Origin of the sequence: Corynebacterium minutissimum (assembly GCF_016889765.1) — a bacterium.
Classification (GTDB): domain Bacteria; phylum Actinomycetota; class Actinomycetes; order Mycobacteriales; family Mycobacteriaceae; genus Corynebacterium; species Corynebacterium minutissimum_B.
The window spans coordinates 1,850,293-1,868,478 of the sequence record NZ_CP069533.1; the positions used below are offsets into that span (position 1 = coordinate 1,850,293).

General features: G+C 61.3%; 22 protein-coding genes. 9 read left to right on the top strand and 13 right to left on the bottom strand.

What is annotated here, in order from left to right:
- Nucleotides 1-233 precede the first annotated feature (233 nt).
- Nucleotides 234-677, top strand: a complete 444-nt coding sequence (locus tag I6J26_RS08685; RefSeq protein ID WP_070673649.1) for a hypothetical protein — start codon at nt 234-236, stop codon at nt 675-677.
- On the opposite strand, the gene budA is transcribed toward I6J26_RS08685, so the two are convergent.
- Nucleotides 674-1,393 carry an acetolactate decarboxylase gene (gene budA / locus I6J26_RS08690; protein WP_115021263.1) on the bottom strand — a complete coding sequence of 240 codons (720 nt, stop codon included), beginning with the start codon at nt 1,391-1,393 and terminating at the stop codon, nt 674-676. The genes I6J26_RS08685 and budA overlap by 4 nt on opposite strands.
- Here budA and I6J26_RS08695 point away from each other — a divergent pair.
- Together I6J26_RS08695 and purE are read left to right on the top strand one after the other, a co-directional pair.
- Nucleotides 1,379-2,656 (top strand): 5-(carboxyamino)imidazole ribonucleotide synthase, encoded by a 1,278-nt coding sequence (locus tag I6J26_RS08695; RefSeq protein WP_115021264.1) that lies wholly within the window; start codon nt 1,379-1,381, stop codon nt 2,654-2,656. The two genes, budA and I6J26_RS08695, sit on opposite strands and share 15 nt — an antisense overlap.
- Before the next feature lie 12 nt (nt 2,657-2,668).
- Entirely contained in the window at nt 2,669-3,169 is a 501-nt protein-coding gene (gene purE / locus I6J26_RS08700; protein ID WP_115021265.1) for a 5-(carboxyamino)imidazole ribonucleotide mutase, read from the top strand.
- Here purE and I6J26_RS08705 read toward each other — a convergent pair whose 3' ends face one another.
- Nucleotides 3,170-4,060 carry a ribokinase gene (locus I6J26_RS08705; protein WP_181815335.1) on the bottom strand — a complete coding sequence of 297 codons (891 nt, stop codon included), beginning with the start codon at nt 4,058-4,060 and terminating at the stop codon, nt 3,170-3,172.
- Between the two features lie 31 nt (nt 4,061-4,091).
- Here I6J26_RS08705 and I6J26_RS08710 point away from each other — a divergent pair, with 31 nt between their 5' ends.
- Nucleotides 4,092-4,556, top strand: a complete 465-nt coding sequence (locus tag I6J26_RS08710) for a YdcF family protein (protein WP_239121749.1) — start codon at nt 4,092-4,094, stop codon at nt 4,554-4,556.
- Nucleotides 4,557-4,613: 57 nt separating this feature from the next.
- Here I6J26_RS08710 and I6J26_RS08715 read toward each other — a convergent pair whose 3' ends face one another.
- From I6J26_RS08715 to I6J26_RS08725, 3 genes are read right to left on the bottom strand one after another with little or no spacing between them, the layout of a single operon-like run.
- A complete protein-coding gene (locus I6J26_RS08715; protein WP_115021268.1) occupies nt 4,614-5,084 on the bottom strand; it encodes a hypothetical protein in 471 nt (156 codons plus the stop codon).
- A 38-nt stretch (nt 5,085-5,122) separates the two neighbouring features.
- Nucleotides 5,123-6,163: a ribonuclease HI gene (locus I6J26_RS08720; RefSeq protein ID WP_115021269.1), complete on the bottom strand. Its 1,041-nt coding sequence runs from the start codon at nt 6,161-6,163 to the stop codon at nt 5,123-5,125.
- An 18-nt stretch (nt 6,164-6,181) separates the two neighbouring features.
- On the bottom strand, nt 6,182-6,763 hold the full coding sequence (locus I6J26_RS08725; RefSeq protein ID WP_115021270.1) for a hypothetical protein: 582 nt from the start codon (nt 6,761-6,763) through the stop codon (nt 6,182-6,184).
- Nucleotides 6,764-6,848: 85 nt separating this feature from the next.
- Between I6J26_RS08725 and I6J26_RS08730 the strand changes: the two genes are divergently transcribed.
- Nucleotides 6,849-7,343, top strand: a complete 495-nt coding sequence (locus I6J26_RS08730) for an RNA polymerase sigma factor (protein WP_115021271.1) — start codon at nt 6,849-6,851, stop codon at nt 7,341-7,343.
- Complete coding sequence (locus tag I6J26_RS08735; protein ID WP_115021272.1) at nt 7,336-8,385, top strand: hypothetical protein; 1,050 nt, start codon at nt 7,336-7,338, stop codon at nt 8,383-8,385. Before I6J26_RS08730 ends, I6J26_RS08735 begins: the two co-directional genes overlap by 8 nt.
- Here I6J26_RS08735 and I6J26_RS08740 read toward each other — a convergent pair.
- Nucleotides 8,382-8,939, bottom strand: coding sequence for a TetR/AcrR family transcriptional regulator (locus I6J26_RS08740; RefSeq protein ID WP_115021273.1), 558 nt, complete (start codon nt 8,937-8,939; stop codon nt 8,382-8,384). The genes I6J26_RS08735 and I6J26_RS08740 overlap by 4 nt on opposite strands.
- A 120-nt stretch (nt 8,940-9,059) precedes the next feature.
- Between I6J26_RS08740 and I6J26_RS08745 the strand changes: the two genes are divergently transcribed.
- The gene (locus tag I6J26_RS08745) at nt 9,060-10,235 is read left to right on the top strand and encodes an acyl-CoA dehydrogenase family protein (RefSeq protein ID WP_115021274.1); all 1,176 of its coding nucleotides are present in this window, start codon (nt 9,060-9,062) and stop codon (nt 10,233-10,235) included.
- Nucleotides 10,236-10,368: 133 nt separating this feature from the next.
- Here I6J26_RS08745 and I6J26_RS08750 read toward each other — a convergent pair whose 3' ends face one another.
- Together I6J26_RS08750 and I6J26_RS08755 are read right to left on the bottom strand one after the other, a co-directional pair.
- The gene (locus tag I6J26_RS08750) at nt 10,369-10,971 is read right to left on the bottom strand and encodes a DDE-type integrase/transposase/recombinase (protein WP_070523112.1); all 603 of its coding nucleotides are present in this window, start codon (nt 10,969-10,971) and stop codon (nt 10,369-10,371) included.
- Nucleotides 10,972-11,064: 93 nt separating this feature from the next.
- Nucleotides 11,065-11,775, bottom strand: a complete 711-nt coding sequence (locus tag I6J26_RS08755) for an IS6 family transposase (RefSeq protein WP_005326899.1) — start codon at nt 11,773-11,775, stop codon at nt 11,065-11,067.
- A gap of 256 nt (nt 11,776-12,031) precedes the next feature.
- On the opposite strand from I6J26_RS08755, the gene cmtR reads away from it, so the two are divergent.
- The gene (gene cmtR / locus I6J26_RS08760) at nt 12,032-12,391 is read left to right on the top strand and encodes a Cd(II)/Pb(II)-sensing metalloregulatory transcriptional regulator CmtR (RefSeq protein ID WP_003849933.1); all 360 of its coding nucleotides are present in this window, start codon (nt 12,032-12,034) and stop codon (nt 12,389-12,391) included.
- A complete protein-coding gene (locus tag I6J26_RS08765) occupies nt 12,388-12,987 on the top strand; it encodes a cadmium resistance transporter (RefSeq protein ID WP_115021275.1) in 600 nt (199 codons plus the stop codon). The genes cmtR and I6J26_RS08765 overlap by 4 nt, the downstream gene beginning before the upstream one ends.
- Nucleotides 12,988-13,741: 754 nt before the next feature.
- On the opposite strand, the gene I6J26_RS08770 is transcribed toward I6J26_RS08765, so the two are convergent.
- The 5 genes from I6J26_RS08770 to I6J26_RS08790 all read right to left on the bottom strand — a co-directional run bounded on the left by I6J26_RS08770 (nt 13,742) and on the right by I6J26_RS08790 (nt 18,151).
- Nucleotides 13,742-14,452, bottom strand: a complete 711-nt coding sequence (locus I6J26_RS08770) for an ASCH domain-containing protein (RefSeq protein ID WP_070523555.1) — start codon at nt 14,450-14,452, stop codon at nt 13,742-13,744.
- A 253-nt stretch (nt 14,453-14,705) separates the two neighbouring features.
- Nucleotides 14,706-16,148: a mercury(II) reductase gene (gene merA, locus I6J26_RS08775; RefSeq protein ID WP_005532160.1), complete on the bottom strand. Its 1,443-nt coding sequence runs from the start codon at nt 16,146-16,148 to the stop codon at nt 14,706-14,708.
- A gap of 163 nt (nt 16,149-16,311) precedes the next feature.
- The gene (locus I6J26_RS08780; RefSeq protein WP_239121750.1) at nt 16,312-16,815 is read right to left on the bottom strand and encodes a thioredoxin domain-containing protein; all 504 of its coding nucleotides are present in this window, start codon (nt 16,813-16,815) and stop codon (nt 16,312-16,314) included.
- Nucleotides 16,812-17,777, bottom strand: a complete 966-nt coding sequence (locus I6J26_RS08785) for a cytochrome c biogenesis CcdA family protein (RefSeq protein ID WP_115021276.1) — start codon at nt 17,775-17,777, stop codon at nt 16,812-16,814. Before I6J26_RS08785 ends, I6J26_RS08780 begins: the two co-directional genes overlap by 4 nt.
- Nucleotides 17,774-18,151: a hypothetical protein gene (locus tag I6J26_RS08790; RefSeq protein WP_034973490.1), complete on the bottom strand. Its 378-nt coding sequence runs from the start codon at nt 18,149-18,151 to the stop codon at nt 17,774-17,776. The genes I6J26_RS08785 and I6J26_RS08790 overlap by 4 nt, the downstream gene beginning before the upstream one ends.
- Between the last annotated feature and the right edge of the window lie 35 nt (nt 18,152-18,186).

The window sequence follows — 18,186 nt, forward strand, 5'->3', positions numbered from 1 at the left end:
AGCGTCGTTAAGCACGCGCCCCTCTCTATCAGGCATCCGCTAAAAGGCATATCTCAAAGGGCGTTTTCATCCCTGAAAACGCCATATGGAGACCCCGCAAGGCGTTTTTAGAGGCAAAGATGCCCGTTGACTGATGCCGTCTAGAAGATGCCGTTTAGAAGGCGCTCTCTGCACCACCATGAACTGAGTGCCGCTTAGTCGGGTTGCGTGAGCAGGTGGGTATCATGTGCCCCATGAACCTCATGGAGATGGGACGCGGCGAAGTGGCCCGCGCGGATATGACAGCGCCGTTTCGCACGCTGCTCTTCCCGTTTCTCGAGCTCGTCGTGGTCACCGGCGTGTGCTGGATTGCCATCGGCTGGTGCGATTACAACGGCATTGACTTGGCACTTCGCAATGGCCTCGTTGCTCTGTGGGCGCTGCTGGCGGTGTGGCGCTTTATCGTTCCTCTCATCAAAGCGCGCCGCAAGCGGTTCATCGTGACTAACTTGCGCGTCATCGCCCGCGAGGGCAAGCGCGTCGACTCGATTCCGCTAAGCGATATTCGCGGGGCTCGCCGACGCCGCGGCGGCATTTCACTCGCGCTGCATGGCTATGAGCGGCCGATGTACTTTCCGGCCATCCCCAAGGCCAAGCGCGTTGAGGATATCCTCAACGAACAACCGGTCTGGGGCTAGTTCTTAATCTCAGTCGTGTGCAGCTGGGAATCGAGATCTTCCGGTGCCAGGTTCGCTGAGCGGAACTCGTGGGTTAGCGGCAGGCGCAGCTCCAAATCGGTTCCCGGGCACAGCTCAATCGTGGCTTCATCCACGGTGTAGTCCAGCACATGGCCGCCGGACGTACGCTCAGCGTCAATGAAGTGAACGTGGCAGCCTGGTACCGAAATGCCCTTCTCAAAGACCGGGGTACGGAAGCCGCCGATGATGCCATCGACGTCGCTAAAACGGAGCTCCTTATCGCCGCCGACCGCCTGGGTCAGAGGCGGATAGGGCTTGGATTGCTTGACCACCGTGCGGGTCACCACGGAGCTGAAACGGCCGGTGATGCGAACCGCATACATGTAATTGGCCGAGGGCTCCAGATCATCAATGAAGGAGGACAGCTCCTCGCGCTTGAGACCCTTGGGCGCGGCCACCTTAATGCGGGGTACGAAATTGGTGGCGACGGCGAAAGGGGTGCCCTGGTCAAGGTCGGCGACGGTTGCGGTGCCATCACCGCGCAGCTGGTAGCAGATGCCGTCGAGGATGATCATCTCCCCATCCAGCGCATCGAAGGTGCCGATGCCGAAATTGCCCTTTCCCAAAAGCTCGTCGATGGTCATTTCGCCGTCGTAAATACCGTCCAACAGGGCGGTCATGAGCGAGTTTTGGAAGATGGTATGCCGGACAATCATGGCCCCAAGGCTAGTATTGAAGGAGTGAGTGAACAACACAAACCTACCGTTACTGTTTTTGGAGATGGCCAGCTTGCGCGCATGATGCAGCCGGCCGCGGCTGAGCTCGACATCCACCTGCGCCTCCTGGCATCCGAGCCGGGCAAGTCCGCCGCGCAGGTCATTCCCGACGTCGTTCTTGGTGATTACCACGACTATGACGTTCTGGTTAAGGCTGCAGAAGGCGCAGACGCGGTGACCTTCGAACACGAGCATGTACCGGCGGAGCATGTGCGCGCGCTTATCGACGCCTCCTACAACGTCCAGCCCCAGCCTTCCGCACTCCTCTACGCGCAGGACAAGCTGCTCATGCGTCAGAAGCTTTCTGAATTGGGCGCCCCGGTGCCGCGCTTTGCCGCCATCGAGTCGGTGGAGGATGCGCGAGAGTTCGCCGCGCTTGTCGACGGGCACGTGTGCCTCAAAGCCCGCCGCGGTGGTTACGACGGCCACGGCGTGTGGTTTCCCTCTGCGGAGGAATTAGAACCGCTGGTAGAGGAGCTTCTGGCCGCTGGCACGCCGCTGATGGCGGAAGAAAAGGTGGCTTTGACTCGTGAGCTGTCCGTGCTCGTTGCCCGCCGCCCTTCCGGTGAGGTCAAGGCATGGCCGGTAACCGAGTCTGTGCAGCGCGACGGTATCTGTGCTGAGGCTTTCGCGCCTGCCCCGAACCTCTCGCCGGAGTTGGCGGAACATGCCATGCAGGTCGGCATTCAGGTCGCCACCGAACTCGGTGTCACCGGAGTCTTGGCGGTGGAGCTTTTTGCCTTTGCCGCTGAGCAGGATGCGGGGGCCATTATTGCCTCAGCCTCTGGTGCCCCGGGGGCACACATCCGTGAGGACATTGCCGTCAATGAGCTGGCCATGCGCCCGCACAACACCGGACACTGGACCCAGGATGGTTGCGTGACCTCACAGTTTGAGCAGCACCTACGGGCCGTGCTGGACCTGCCGCTGGGCTCCACTGAGCCGCTGGCTCCGGTGACAGTCATGGCCAACGTCCTCGGCGCAGAAAAGGATCCGGCCATGCCGATGCCAGACCGCGTCCGCGAAGTCATGGAACGCTACCCAGAGGCCAAGATCCACCTCTACGGCAAGGATCACCAGGCTGGCCGCAAGATCGGGCACGTCAACGTCACTGGTCAGGACGTTGCTGAGACGCGCCGCATTGCCGCCGATGCTGCCCATTACCTCGTCCACGCGCAGTGGGCGGAGGATTCCAACGCTTAAAGGAGAGATGACATGGAACCGCTTGTTGGTCTGATTATGGGCTCTGATTCCGACTGGCCCACTGTAAAACCCGCAGCTGAAATGCTCGCCGAATTCGGTGTGCCCTTCGAGGTGGGCGTGGTGAGTGCTCACCGCACCCCGGAGAAGATGCTGGCCTACGCCAAGTCCGCCCACGAGCGCGGACTTAAAGCCATCATTGCGTGTGCCGGCGGCGCGGCGCACCTGCCGGGCATGGTCGCTGCCGCCACCCCATTGCCGGTCATCGGCATTCCGCGCGCGCTCAAGGACCTTGATGGCCTTGACTCCCTACTGTCCATCGTGCAGATGCCGGGCGGAGTGCCGGTAGCTACGGTGTCCATCGGCGGCGCGAAAAACGCCGGCCTGCTTGCCGTGCGTATCCTCTCCGCTGGCGACCCTGCGTTGGTGGAGAAGATGGCCGCGTACCAGGAGAACATGGCCGCCGAGGTGGAGAAGAAGGACGAGAATCTGCGTTCCCAGCTTCTGGGGGAGTAGTTAGCTAGGTAGCTCGGTGTCCCGGTCGGGGTAGGAGGCCTGCGCGCCCGCGCCGGTCACGGCGAAAGCCCCGACCCGGGCAGCATAGCGCGCCGCCTCCACCAGCGAATCGCCCTTCAGAAGTCGCGCGCACAGCGCGCCGGCGAAGGCATCGCCCGCGCCCGTCGTATCAACGGGAGTGACCTGTGGAGAAGCAATCTCCGTGAGGGTATCCTCCGCCACCAACGCGCCGCGCGCCCCGAGCGTCATCACGACAGAGGAAAAACCAGCCTCGCGTAGTCGCTGCGCCAGCTCCTGCGGCGTCCCCTCGCTATTGAACCCCAGCTGTTCCAGGATGAGCCCGGCTTCGTGCTCGTTAGCCAGCAGCGGATCCGCGCGCAGCAGAGCCTGTGGGTCAACCTTCACCACCGGCGCGAGGTTCACCACAACCCTGCCCGTGGCCAGCGCGATAGCCTTAGCACACCCTTCCGCGGGAATTTCGCCCTGCAGGAGAACCAGCTCCGATTCGGTGATGGGGGAGGAGTGGGTGGTGACGAAGGGGGCGTCGACAAGCGCATTGGCTCCCGGCACCACGATGATGGTGTTTTCGCCCTGCCCATCCACAGTGATGACGGCGAGGCCCGTGACCTCGTCGGTGCGGGCAACATGTTCAAGGTTCACGCCGCTGGCCTCAAGGTAGCGCATGGCGGGCGCCGCATAAGCGTCGCTGCCTACCGCGCCCACAAAGGTGACCGGCGCGCCCAGCAGTGCGGCCGCCACCGCCTGGTTAGCTCCTTTGCCACCCGCAGTAATCTCACCGCCGTGGCCCAACAATGTTTCGCCCGGCTTCGGATGCCGTGCGGTGTGGACCACGAGGTCAGCGTTGATGGACCCGACTACGCACATGCTCATGCAGACCAGTATGCACGTTAAGCTAAATGGCATGCAGTTTCCGGTTCTAGTGTTGGGCGCGCGCGTGGTGGATGGCCAGCCGGGATCGCTGCTGCGCAGCCGCCTCGACCGGGCGGTTGTTATGGCGCGAGTGCTGCCAAGCGAGCCCATCATTGTGTCCGGCTATGGGGAGGCGGACGCGATGCAGCGCTACCTTATCGAGCGCGGTGTAGCCCCGGAGCGTATCCGTGTGGAGCCGGTGGCAACCAGCACCAATGAGAACCTCGAGCGGGCCCATGCGCTCTGTTCGGATTACTCATATTTTCGCGTCGTGACGAATGATTTTCACGTTCTGCGCACCCGCGTGTGGGCCTGGCACCTAGGGATTCGGGTTCGTATACACGGCGTTCGCACGCCGCAGGAAGCGCGGGCGTGGAATTACCTGCGTGAGGTGGTAGCGACTCCGCACTCGCTGCTGCGCATCCTATGGCGGCGTGTGGTGGCCCGGCTGCGGTGATTGTGCCCCGCCGCCCTCCATACCTCTTGCGGTGCAAGCCAGAGCTGGGATTAAAGGCTAGGCACCGATGATGATCAGCAGAATCGCGATGAGCCAGATGACAAACCAGTGACGCTTTTGCGGCTCGGTAGGGTTGGCCTTCTGCTGCAGAGACTTGATGAAGTACCACGCGCCGGGCAGGCCGAATCCAATGCCCCAGAGGACCTCGGCTTCGCCAATTGCGTTCAGACCAATGAGAACCGAGAAAGCACTGAGGACGGCTTTGAAGAGAGAAAAATGGTGAATTGTGCCCGCTGAGGTTGAGGCCGGGGCTGGGGCTGGGGCGTGCTCCGCGGGTGCATGATCCGGCATGGGGGCTGGGGTGTAAGTGCGCTTCGGCTCTTCGAAAGGCTGCGCATAGGACTCGGCGAACGGGTCTGGGGTGGGCTGGGCGGAAGACTGCGAAGGCTCCGCGAATGGATTAGCCCCGCGGCCACGGGATGCCTCGGCCGACTCCTCGAAGGGGTTTGAGTCAAAGGGATTCGACATGGGATTTACCCTAGGACACGGAGCGGATAAACCCCGAATTAGAGTTTCGCCAATGCTTTACTAATGCCCTCTTTGAGCGTGGGCTGCGATTGTTTCCGGGGATGCGCGATGGCGCGCAGGCCCATGTACGCAATCTGGTCGGCGGCCCTGTTGAGCGGATCGCCGGCGTGGCCTAGCACGCGGCGAATCGTCACATCGCAGACACCCTCGACATCATTCCACGCCTGCTGGAAACGCGAACGCGACCCCGAGGAGAGCCCGCGCCACACACCCCGCGACCGCATGGCCTTCGACCCCTTCGTCCGAATCTGCTGCACCGCATCGAGTGCGGCAGCGGAGTCTGACTCGATGATGGCCTTGGTAGCACCGACCTTGAGCAGATATTTCAGCGCCAAGGTGAGGGACTCGAGCTCGAGCTCATCGGTACTAGCAGTGGTGTCGCGCGTGCGCAGGCGGTAATCACCATTGCTCGCCACGAAGCACATGGCCCCCTTGAACACGGTGTCGGAGGATGCGTCGGTGGCAATGCGCACCGTGGCGCCCTCTGGCCATGAGCTGGCCGTGGAGAAACTCGGCCACCAGTGCGCCTTGGGGGTCTCCACCTTCACGGCCTGCTTTGTGCGGGGAGCCTCGCCCTCCTTCTTGGCGCGCCGGGCAGTAATGCCTGCCTCCTTGCGCCGCACGGAGCTCGCGCTTCGCGCAGCGCGATTTTCCTCCGCAAAGCTTCCCGTCACGGTATAGCCGCGCTCCTCCAGAGCTGCACGCAGGGCGGTTTGGCGGCGGCCCGTGACGATCCACTTGCGGCCCTTCACGTTCTTCGTGGCCTTCACAAACTCGCGGACGGCCACCTCGACGATATCGCCTGTGCGGATGTGGCCCTTGCGTACGAAGCGGGTGTTCTTGGTGTTGACGGCGATGACCCAGCCGTTAATAGTCCCGCCTTCCGCGGAATCCCAGCGCTCATCCCACAGGGCGATCGCCACGTGCACCGGGGCCGAGACCATGTCTTTGGTGATCTTGCGGGTGCCGTACGTTCGCGACTGGGTGCCCGTGAGGGCAGAGAGCTCGAGTGGTTCCATATCCCTATTAGTAAACCATTAGGAGCGGTCCACGACCCAAGCTACGGGCAGTTCCTCACCCACAGAAGCCACCCGATTCAGCAGAACCGGCCGGGTAATCGTTAGCGTATAGCCCTCTGGGTTATAGGACACTTCAAGCCCTGTCTCCTCTGAGACCGCGACCGCGCGGGCACGGACGAAGGCGTGGGCGGAGGGATCGACGAGGACGTCGTCAAGCGCAACGTGGCACCGCTCACCATCGTTGAGATCGGCAATGAGGGACGCCAGGAAGCGTGGCGGTACCGTCTCGGAGCGGTGCGGGGTCTGCTTAAAAGGATTTTCTCCGAGCGGGGCGGTGGCCAGATGGCGCTCCGCCTCGGTGCGGGCACGCTGCGGAATAGGGGAAAGCGGTGCGTTGGCCTCCAACTTATCGGCGATGAGCAGTGCTTCCTGCCACGCCATCGCATCGAGGGCACCCGAAAGAAGCGCGGCGAGCACCTCTGAAGCTGAGCGTGCGCCCGTGTCCTCGGGTATCGCGGCAAGGATGCGGTTGCGCTGCTGATCAGAAAATGTCTTGCTCCACCAGGACAGGAGGCCATAGGCCTTGAGAAGAGAGAACATGTTCACGAGTTTACTGTTTGGCTGTAACGCTGGGCTATCAGTTGCCACATACCTAGTGAGCCCATCAGTAATCTGGAGATTTTTAGTGTCTGTTTTAACTTTGCCTGGTTCGCGGAAGCGGGAGTTTTCCCGTCTCTTCCGCGAGCATTACCCGGCGGTGTTGGCATATCTGCGCCGCCGCGTCCCACCAAGCCATGCCGAAGAGCTGGCTGCTGACGTCTTCGAGCGCGCCTGGGCCGGCTTCGACTCGATGCGCGGCACGCCACTGCCCTGGTTGTATGGCATCGCCCGCAATGTCATGCGCGAGTTCTACCGCACCCGTAGGGAAACGGAGAACCTCGACGATCATGAGCTGGAATCCTATGCCGGCTACGATGCCGTCGACTTAAGCCTCGATATCAGCGAAGCTTTCCTGCGCCTTCCCTATGCCGACCAGGAAATACTGACCCTCCATGCCTGGGAGGGGCTCGACCACCCGGAGATCGCCGAGGTCCTGGGCATTTCCCGCAACAACGTCCGCGTGCGCCTGCACCGCGCTCGTACTCATCTATCTGAACTCACAGGAGAAACCGATGCCTAACTCTCTCGACCAGCTACGTCAGGCAAACCCCGTTCCAAACGCCGCGCTTTCCGACGATTCCCTCAAGCACTCCGAAGCCACCCTCGCCCGCATTACCAAGGGGCGCCCGACGTGGACCTACGCTGCGGCCGGTGTGGCGGTCCTTGCGTTGGTCGGCGGTGCGTTCCCACTGCTGAATAACTCGGAGCCGGTGGCCTCGGCTTCGGAGATTTTGACCCAGGCCGGCGAAGCCGCCGGTGCGCAGCCGGATGCCGTAGATAAAGGTGTTACGGCCAAGGAGTACATGAAGCGCGTCGATACCCTCGGCGATGCCACCGCGATTACCGAATATGCGGTGGATGCGGGTGGAGCCGTGGAGGTCTCCTCGCAGGGAGAGGTCCCGGGCTTTGACCCGCAGCCTTCGGTGAATCCAGAGGACCTCGTCATCGCGACCGATCGTGCGCAGCTGGAAAAACTTGCGGATACCTTCCCCAACCGCGCTCTTGGTGCGCTGGAATTGCTGCTCCAGCCGGGGCTGAGCAGTGAACAGCAAAAGATCACCTACGACATTTTGGCGGATACCGACGGCAACGATGTGGGCAGCGTCGAAGGCGAAGGCGATGACGAACTTGTCACCGTGATTCGCGATTCCGACCAGGTCTCCTTCTCCGTCCTCCCCGCCAGCGGCCAACTGGTGCGCGTGGTAGGTCTGGTAGGCCCAGACGTGGAAACCACCGTGGACGCCACGGCCATCCTGGACTGCGTCTCCGTCACGGGCTTGGAGGGGCCGGACCGCATCTCGCTGGCATGCGCTGACAATAACTACCTGGTTAACCAGCTGGAATGGAAGAACTGGGGAGCCGATTCCGCGGAGGCGGAAGGCGTGGCCATCGAAAATGACTGTGACCCCAACTGTGCGGAGGGCACGTTTAATGAGGAGAGGGTAAAGGTGGTCGTCGATAAGCGCGAGGCGTGTGGCTACCACGCTGAGGTGTACTCCCGCGTCCGTGTGCAGTACCCCGATGGCCGTGAGGAGGAACAGCCGATTGGCTGCGCTCCCTAAGTAAGTTGGCGCAAGGCGAACTGGCCGTACATATCCCCTAAAGCCTCGGCGGTGTATTCACCGTCGGGGCTAAACCATTGGGCCACACCGATCCCCATATCGATGAGTGACCAGCAGGCGATTTTCAAGTTTTCGGCGCGGAAATCGCCGGCATTGACGATGGCCATCCAGCGCGCAACATAATCGCGACGCAGTTGGAGCACGACTGACTTGTGGGGTTCTTCGAGGTTGGTGAGCTCGTTATTGACCACGCGGACGCGCCGGGCATGGGTGGCGTGGAAGATGACGTGGGCTTTCATCGTGGCGACGAGCTTGTCGCGCGGTTCTGTCAGGCCCGCGAGTCCGGCGGCGTTGGCGCGGAGGAGGTCCTCCATGGCGGTGATGGTGACCTCGGCGAGGAGTTCTTGCTTGGAGGAGAAGTGGTTGTAGAGGCTGGAGGCGCGCATGCCGACGGCCTTGGCGATGTCCTCCATGCCCGTGGCGTGGTAGCCGCGCTGGTCGAAGAGGTCGAGCGCGGCGGCGGCGATCTGGTCGCGGCGTTTCTGGTTGGCCATGGTGGGCCTCCTCCTGTTTTAGCTAATGGTGGTTAGTGTACCGTGCAGCTTCTTGACAGGTGACGAGATTCAAGTCACAATTGTGACTAATACCCATTCGTATTACCTGGAGAAGCAACCATGTCCCACAACCTCTTCGAGCGCACCACTGACTTTCTCGGCGTCTTCGATGACCTTTCTTCAGCCGACGCCGCCGGTTGGAACCGTGCCGCTCAGTTCCGCGAGTACTCCGACCCGGTAATCAATAAGCACTGGCAGGCCTCCGAGTACCCGCTGGACCTGGTTGCGCGCTTAGGTTCCTTGGACGTGATGACCGATGGGCTGGCTGTGGAAGGCCACGAGCAGATGTCCACGCTTGGTGCTGGGCTGGCGCTCATGGAAATCACCCGCGCGGATGCCTCGATGGGTACGGTCATCGCGGTGCAGGCGGGGTTGGCCATGCGCTCGATTGCGATGCTGGGCTCGGAGGAACAGAAGGCTTCGTACTTGCCGCAGATGGCTAACTGCTCGCTGCTCGGCGCATTCGGCCTGACCGAACCCGCGCATGGATCGGACTCCATCGCGCTGGAAACGACCGCGGTGCGCGAGGGCGACGAGTGGGTCCTCAACGGCGAAAAGAAGTGGATTGGCAACGGCGCTTCCGGCGGCATCACCATCATTTACGCCCGCATGGAAGACGGCAACGTCGGCGGCTTCATCGTTCCGCAGGACAGTGCCGGCTACTCCGCCACCGTGATTGAGGGCAAGCTTTCCCTGCGTGCCATCCACCAGGCACACATCTCGCTGACTGACTGCCGCATCCCCGCCGCCAACCAGCTTCCAGGCTGCCGCAGCTTCAAGGATGTCTCCCGCGTCCTGACCTCCACCCGTATCGGCGTGTCCTGGATGGCGCTCGGCTCTGCGGTGGCTTGCTACGAGATTGCCCGCTCCTATGTGCTCGAACGCGTTCAATTCGGCCGTGAACTGGCCAAAGCCCAAATCATCCAGCAGCGCCTTGCCAACATGGTCTTGGATCTCAGCCAAATGATGCTCACCTGCCGCGAGGTCTCCCAGCGCGAGGAAGCTGGCACCTTGGCCCCGGAGCAAGCCTCGGCGGCCAAACTCCACAACACGCGTGCCGCGCGGCGCATCGCCGCTGACGCCCGCGACATGCTCGGTGGAGTCGGCATCCTGCTGGAAAACGATATCGCTCGCCACTTCGCGGACATTGAGGCCATGCACACCTACGAGGGCACCGACACTGTGCAGTCCCTCATCATGGGCAAGAAGATTACGGGCTTCTCGGCCTATAAGTAACCAGCCGGCCGGGGATGTGGAAAGGCTCGCTTGGTGGTCCTTCTAGTTTGGTCCTCTTACTTTGGTCCCTTTGCCCTCGATCGGCGCCTGCCTTTGAGTTGTGAACATCCCCCTGTTTGACGTGGTTGTTACTTTACGCGCTCGATGTCTCGGGCGCTAGGGGTTTGCCGTTGTTGATTTCTACCGTTTTAGGTGGTGGCTTGTAGACGGATTTCCGGGGTCTGGGTCTGCGGTGCGGGTGCGTCGCGTAGTAGACGGTTTCCTTTGCTCGGCGATGTTCAAGGATGTCACGCCACGTGCCTGAATACACTTCACTAGGTGTGTATCCATTCAGCCCGCTGTGGCGGTCACGGTTATTGTATTCGTCGATAATCCTGCCGATGACTTTCTGCGCATGCTGGATATCATCATAGGTTTCTAACGCATAGCGGTGATGCTTGATTGTGCGATGTGATGACTCTTCAAATGGGTTGTCATTCGAAACATTCGGCCGAATTAATGACAGCTGCACGCCGTGTTCATCCAGCATGTCCTTCATCATGTGTGAGGTCATGACTTTGCCGTTGTCGGTGTGTACGACTTCAACGCTGTGACCGTTGAGCTCCTGGTCAGCAATGACTTGTTCAATCAGGCGTGTAGCGATGGTCTTTTCCTGTCGGTGTTGGACAGTCCATCCCACAACCTTGCGCGAGTACAAATCCAACGCTGTGTAAAGATGAAAGCCTTTAGCTGGCATGTACTATATATGATAGGTGCTGTTGCAAAGTTGGGCGGAGAGCCGAGACGACCCAGTTTCTCATTTCCTGATGGCCGCTGCGTGCTGGCGTTCTCAGGCCGTCTCGAAGACCCGGTTGACGATCACCGCGTCCGGATTGGGGTGCCCATAAGCAAACATCGTGCCCTGACCTTTCCGTAATGAATGCATCGCTTCCATCCCTTTCAACGTCCGGTAGGCGGAAATTCGGTTTTTGAACGCCCCCTTCGGTCCCAGGATTCTTTTAAGTCGGCCATGATCTCCCTCGAGAACGTTGTTCAGGTATTTCACCTGCCGGTGCTCCACCGTCTGAGGGCAGATTCCCTCCGCCTTCAGCTCGGATATTGCCTTGGCCAGAGCTGGTGCCTTGTCGGTGTTGATGACCCGCGGGGACCCGGCTGTCGTATTCGATCGTAGCGTCTTGGCCAGGAAACGCTTGGCCGCAGCCACATTCCGTTTTGGTGAGAGGTAGAAGTCTAAGGTCTGCCCACCGGCGGTAATAGCCCGGTAGAGATAGCACCACGTGCCGCCGACCCGGATATAGGTCTCATCCACCCGCCAGGACCGGGCCTGCCAGTCGGGTACCTGCCGGTACCAGCGAGTGTGCTTATCCAGCTCAGGGGCGTATTTCTGCACCCAGCGGTAGATCGTGGTGTGATCGACTGGCACACCCCGCTCGGTCATCATTTCTTCGAGGTCGCGGTAGCTCACGCCGTAGCGGCAGTACCACCGCACTGCCCACAGGATGATGTCACGGGGGAAATGCCGACCGGAGAAGATGCCCATGGCTCTGATTATTTCACGTCGGTCTTTCTACTGCCCCAACTTTGCAACAGCACCACTTCGAGCCAATTCGGTTGCCTTCGGCGCGGCACAAATCGCACATGGGCCGATCATCAGAAACGAGCGTGGTTCAGCTGTTTTCGCAACTTTGCCGGAATCTGCGCCATCTCTGCTACTTTCACTGTCTCTTCAGCAGCGCACACAGCTGCACCGCTACCCGGAACTTGACTAGTTCAGCGATCGCTGTATAGTTCAGCGCATGCTGACTATTGCTTCGCGTCTCGACGTGATGAACCGCCTGGGTCGTGCACTGGCCGACCCCACTCGATCCCGGATCATCTTGACTCTGCTCGACCATCCCGCCTACCCGGCGGAACTGTCCCGAGATCTGGACCTGACACGCCCGAACGTGTCCAACCACCTGACATGCTTGCGCGATTGTGGGATTGTCGTCTCCGAGCCCGAGGGGCGTCGGACGCGATACGAGATCGCCGATCCGCACCTGGCACAGGCACTGACAGCACTGGTCGATGCCACCTTGGCAGTAGACGAAGACGCCCCGTGCATCGATCCCGTCTGCACGCTTCCCGGGTGCTACGCAGCTGGGGAGGACGCATGATTCTCACCTCGGTCTTGCAGGCGATAGGCCTGTTCGCAGCTACCAACATCGACGACATCATCGTGCTCTCCCTCTTCTTCGCGCGAGGGGCAGGCCAGCGCGGCACCACCGCCCGCATTCTGGCCGGCCAGTACCTCGGATTCGCCGGCATCCTCGGTGCCGCGGTTCTGGTGACCATGGGCGCCGGAGCATTCCTGCCCTCGACAGCCATCCCGTACTTCGGTCTCATCCCACTGGGCCTCGGCCTCTGGGCCGCATGGGAGGCCTGGCGCGGAGACGGTGACGACGATGACGAGGCCAAGGTTGCCGGCAAGAAGGTCGGCGTTTGGACAGTCGCAGGCGTCACCTTTGCCAACGGTGGCGACAACATCGGTGTCTACACCCCTGTATTCCTCAGCGTGGAGCCTCTCGCAGTAGTCGCCTACTGCGTTATCTTCCTCGCGCTCGTTGCGGTCCTGGTGGCCCTGGCAAAGTTCGTCGCAACCCGCCCCCCGATCGCGGAAGTGCTCGAACGCTGGGAGGGCATCCTCTTTCCCATCGTTCTCATCGGCCTCGGTATCGTGATCCTCGTCAGTGGCGGAGCCTTCGGGCTCTGACGGAGCAGCAGTGTTCCAAACGGCCCCGACCGGGCGTTATCGGTGGCTCCTATAACGCCCGGAAGGTCTTTTTGAAGCGCTGTCGGGGCGTGTGAATCTAATCACACAGAGTTTACAGAATCCCAGCAATTAAACTTTCGGCTACCCAATTTCACCCGCGGACGCAATGAGACTAGCACCGACGCTTTCCCCAACGCGCCACCGCTTGCGGCGTAGCCCGACCAAGGCCACCGGCTGGTTCTCAAACGAGGACGAAGCCCGTGGCCTAGAGCTCGTGGTCGAGAGCCGAAATTCGGCCTAAAACCGCGTTTAGCCAAAGAAAAATGACCCCTAGAATCCGCCCCTTCCAGCCTTTCTTTGAGGCTGGTGGCTAAGTCTAGAAGTTCGTCGGGATTATCTGCGGGTCGTTGTTGAGACAGATTTCCCTGTCCCGCGCGCACAAACTTAGCGAGCATGCCGGCGTCGCGGTCCAGTGGGGAAGTGGCAGGCAACTCCGCTTGTATTACCTGTAGGTGCTTGGCGGCACTGTTGGCTGCGTCTAGTGCGTACTCGTAGTCTCCAGTATCCCCGTGCGCTCCAATAAACAAGGCGCACAGGTGCGTGTCCTAGGCTTTTGGTTAGTGAGCTGACACACAGAAAAAACAAGAAATTAGTCGTCGGTTTTGCAGATGTGAAGCACTCCCCTAAGTCACAAACTCTGGTGTAGTTTTACTGCTTCTACAAAAAGGGTAAGTGCGCTTTTAGATTGTTTGAATTACTGGAGTTTGAACTCTACGAGGTCGACTTCGTCATCGGCAGCTAATCCGGGATAGTGAGTATCTAGCGCTTCCTGAAGCTCGGTGAGAGAACCAAAACCGTCATTTCTAGCTTGCTTTTCCGACAATTCACTTCGCTGGGTCGAGACAACGGACGTGACCTGTGCAGGAATGGTGACGACCTCTCCGGATTCTTTCTCGAAGACAATTTGGGCACTTCCTTCATGGAAAGGATCATCTACCCGGATGGTTTGTTGCTTTTCTCCGCTACGAATTGATTCCTCGTAGCCTTCCCACATGTAGATGCGCTGCTCTTGTTCCATATCTCGCCAGTTGAATGCGAAAGGCAAGAGTTCTTCTACGGTAAGTGCTTCAAGTCCATTGCTTCCGCGCACGATGCACCGAATGGACGGATCAACATCAAAAAGCACCTGGCGGCATTTACCGCAGGGAGGAATAACTTGACCAGTAGGTCCGTATACGGCGACTACTGCTTGGATTGGGTCCTCTGGATAACTAGCAGCATGGTTAGCTAAAGCCGAGACTTCCCCGCAAGGACCACCGAGGAAGTGGTGCGCGTTCAAACCGAGTACGTGTTTGCCTGATTTGGTGAGGAGTGCTGCGGCTACAGTGTGGTCTTCTCCGTCTTGAAAACGCTGTGCATGGGTGGTTGCTTTGGCTAGTAAATTTCGAAGTTCGTTGGTAATCACTCTTTAAGGGTAATAAATGCTAACGCGCTTTATCTATGCGAAGACAGAGATCGGGAACACCCCCCCCGGATCATTTTCAGACAGGGACGAAAATAAGCCATACCGAAGCCAGCGACTAGTTCCACTGCCACAAGGCAGAAGGAACGCAGATAAACATAGCCTGCCCCAGCATGGGGCTAGGAGTACGAATCCTGGGCTCCTTCAAGCGGAACTGCCAACAACGTAATGGGATTAGGCTGGGATCTGGCGCGGGTCAGGAGGCGCAGCAGGAGAGTTTGGAGACGTCGGTGGTGAAGGACTGTGCGGCGATTTTGATCCCTTCGGCCATGGTCAGGTATGGGCACCAGAGGTTCGCGACCTGGTCAACGGTCATGCCGGCCTCGAGGATGTAGACTCCGGCGGCGGCCAGGTCACCGGCCTCCTTGCCGACGGCGGTGATCCCCACAATCCGTCCGGTGTCGGCGTCGGCGACGATTTTGATGAAGCCGCGGGTGTCCCGGTTCACCAGTGCCCGGGGAACGTATTCCAGGGGCAGGACCCGGCATTCACACCGGATGCCCGCCTCGTTGGCTTCCTTGTCGGTCATGCCGACCGCGGCCAGTGACGGGCTGGTGAACGTCACGCGGGGCAGGTGCCGGTAGTCGACCTCGCGCCCGGCGTTGTTGAAGGCGTTCTCCACCATCAGGGTTCCGTGGGCGGACGCGACGTAGACGAATTCTCGGTGCCCGGTCACATCCCCTGCGGCCCAGATCCTGGGGTTGGAGCTGGCGAGTGTGCTCTCGACCAGGATCTGGCCGGTGTCGCCGGTCTTGACGCCGACGGCGTCCAGGTTCAGTCCGTCGGTGACGGCGCGTCGGCCGGTGGCTACCAGCAGCTTTGCGGCGCGGAATTCCTCCTGGCCCCCGGCGACCGTGGCGGTGACAAGGACCTCTGCGCCGGCGGGATCTGTGCGGACCGAAGTTACGGCTGCGCGGCGGACCACGCGGATGCCCTCGTCGGCGAAGACGCCCATCAGCGCACGGGAGGCTTCCGGTTCCTCGTGCGAGGCAAGCCTGGAGCGGACCAGCAAGGTCACTTTGGATCCGAGGCGGGCAAAAAGCTGCGCCTGCTCCAGGGCCACGTACCCGCCGCCGAAGACGATCAGGGACTCGGGCACCTCGTTCAGTTCCATGGCGGTGGTCGAGGTCAGGTAGTTGACTTCATCCAGTCCCGGCACCGGGGGTGCCCACGGGGTCGAACCGGTCGCGACCAGATAATGGGCGGCGGTCAGGGAGTCGCGGGTGCCGTCGGGTCCGGTGATTTCCAGGACCGGTTCCTCCGGGGTGCCGGCGAACACCGCGGTGCCCTGGCGCAGGTCCCATCCGTAGTCGGCGGCCAGATCCACGTATTTATCCGAGCGCATTCCCTCGACCAGGGAGCGTTTCCCGTCTATCAGTACACCCATGTCCACCGGGGCGGCGGAAGTGCTGATCCCGGGGAACCTTCCGGTCGCATCCACAGCGACATGCCGGGCTTCGGCGGCGGCCAGCAGGGCTTTGGAGGGAACGCACCCGGTGTTCACACAGGTCCCGCCCACCGTGGAGCGTTCGATCATCACGACCCGATTGCCCAGCTTGGTGGCCCGGATGGCGGCGGCGAAGGCGCCGCCTCCGGAACCGATCACGGCTAAATCAAAATCTGGTGCTGCCTCAGGCATTAGTCCTCCTTGGAGTCTCGAATGAACACCCCGGGGGCGTTCCTTTTTGCATGCTGTCCCCAGTCTGCACCTTCCCCTGCACGGGAAGGTCAAGAACGGGAGCGAAGAGATCGGTGTTGCTACGGAAGTGTTGTGTCAAGAAATTCCTTCAGGGCATCGGCCTTCATGGGCCGGGAATCGGCCCGGCCCAGGATGTCACCGTCAGGTGCGATGACGACGGTACTGTCCAGGGATGTGACCGCGTACTTTTGGGTGAGTTCCCCGGTCCGGTCGACAACGAAGGGGTATCCGGGTGTGCCGGCCATTTCGCGGAACTGGTCCACTTGGGTTTTGTGGTCTCCGGCGTCACGTCCACGGCGACGAAGTCTGCCTTATCGGCATATTCCTGTTCCAGTTCCTTCATCGCTTCTGCCTGCGGAACGCAGGTATAGCACCAGCTCGCCATGAAATACAGCACTGTCGGGCGGGTGGAAGGGACGGTGAGGGCCTTGCCGTCCACAGATGTGATCTCGATCCTGTCCACGTTGTTTGCGCCCGCTGGCCCGGCGGCGGGAGCGGTTTCGCTCCCGCGGTTCAACGCAGTGAGGGCCAGGACCAGGATGAGGGCCGCGGCCGCTACGACGGCAGTAATGGTGAAGATCCGCCGGTGGTTTCTGGTCGTTGTCATGGGTTTCCTTTCTGGTTGGTGCGCCCTGGCGCCGTGTCGGGAAGAAGACGTTCCGGGCCGCAGCACGCTTCGGTGCTGTCGCTGCTCTCAGCCCCATCCGTGATTGCGCTGTTGTCCTGTGCCTTGCTTTTACTGCGGCGCCGCAGGGCTAGGGCCGCGGCGGCGAGGACGGCGGCCACCGCGGTGAGGGTGATGATGGGCCAGTTGCCCGAGATGAAACCGGACAGCGCCACGCTGGCTTCGGTGACCGTCCCGCCCATGATCTCCCCGGCCTGCCCGCCGGACAGGGCCGGAACCCAGTAGAGCAACAGGTAGATCCCTGCGAGGATAAGCGCGGCTCCGCCGAGACGATTAACAAACGGCAGGATCCTTCGGACGTGGCGTGCCAGGACGTCCCGCGCTACCGCTGCACCGAGGGACAGAAGGACCAGCACCACCGAGGAGCCCAAGGCGTAGGCGGCGAAGACCGCCAGCAGCCCGGCCAGGCTCCCGGTGGACACAGCCTGGGCGACAACAGCCAGCAGCAGGGCCAGGCTGCAAGAGAGCGCAGCCACCGCATAGGCCACCCCGTAGCCAAAGACCGCCCTGAGGCCCGAACTGGTCCCGTCCGTCTTCAGAATCCGGGGCAGGTTCAACCTCGCCCCGGGCAGCTGCCATCCGAACACCATGCCAAGGCCGGCAACCACAATAACCGCTCCGATCAGCGCCGCCGCCCAGGGAAGCGCCGACGCCACCGACCGCAGGCCTACAGCGGCGAGCAGGCCGGCCGTAACAAAGACAGTGGCGAAACCGGCGCTGAGGGCAACCCCGGCCTGAAGACCTGCAAGCAACGGCCGCTTCCGTCCCGCACCGGGGCCTGAACCAATGAAATACGCCAGATAGGTTGGCAGCATCGCAAACCCGCATGGATTCACCGTGGCAAGCATTCCGGTCAGAAAGGCCAGACCCAAAACACCCGTCATCCCTGTGACCCCGCATCCTCAGAAGCACCGGCCCGGGACTGCCCGGACCGCTCCTGCTCCGACGATGAATGAGGTGTTGGAGTAGAACCCGCGGACAGGCTGGCCCCCGGGCGGGAACGGGCGCAACAATCCGTCCCCGGGCTGCCCCGACGCTGCGCCCGCAGGAGCAGGGCCCCCGCGGCAAGGGCTGCGGCGGCAATGAACCAGAGGTTGCCGGCCATTGCGCCGGCCGCGGCGAAAACACCGGCTGCAGCCGTCAGAACGGGTACCCCGCAGCACACGAGCGCCACCATCACAACACCAAGGGAGGACAGCAGAGTGCCTGCCGCAAGCACCAGGCCAGAGCGCTCCCGGCCCTTCACTTTTATTGACATGATCATCCCTTCATATGTCCGGCTCGTGTCCGGGA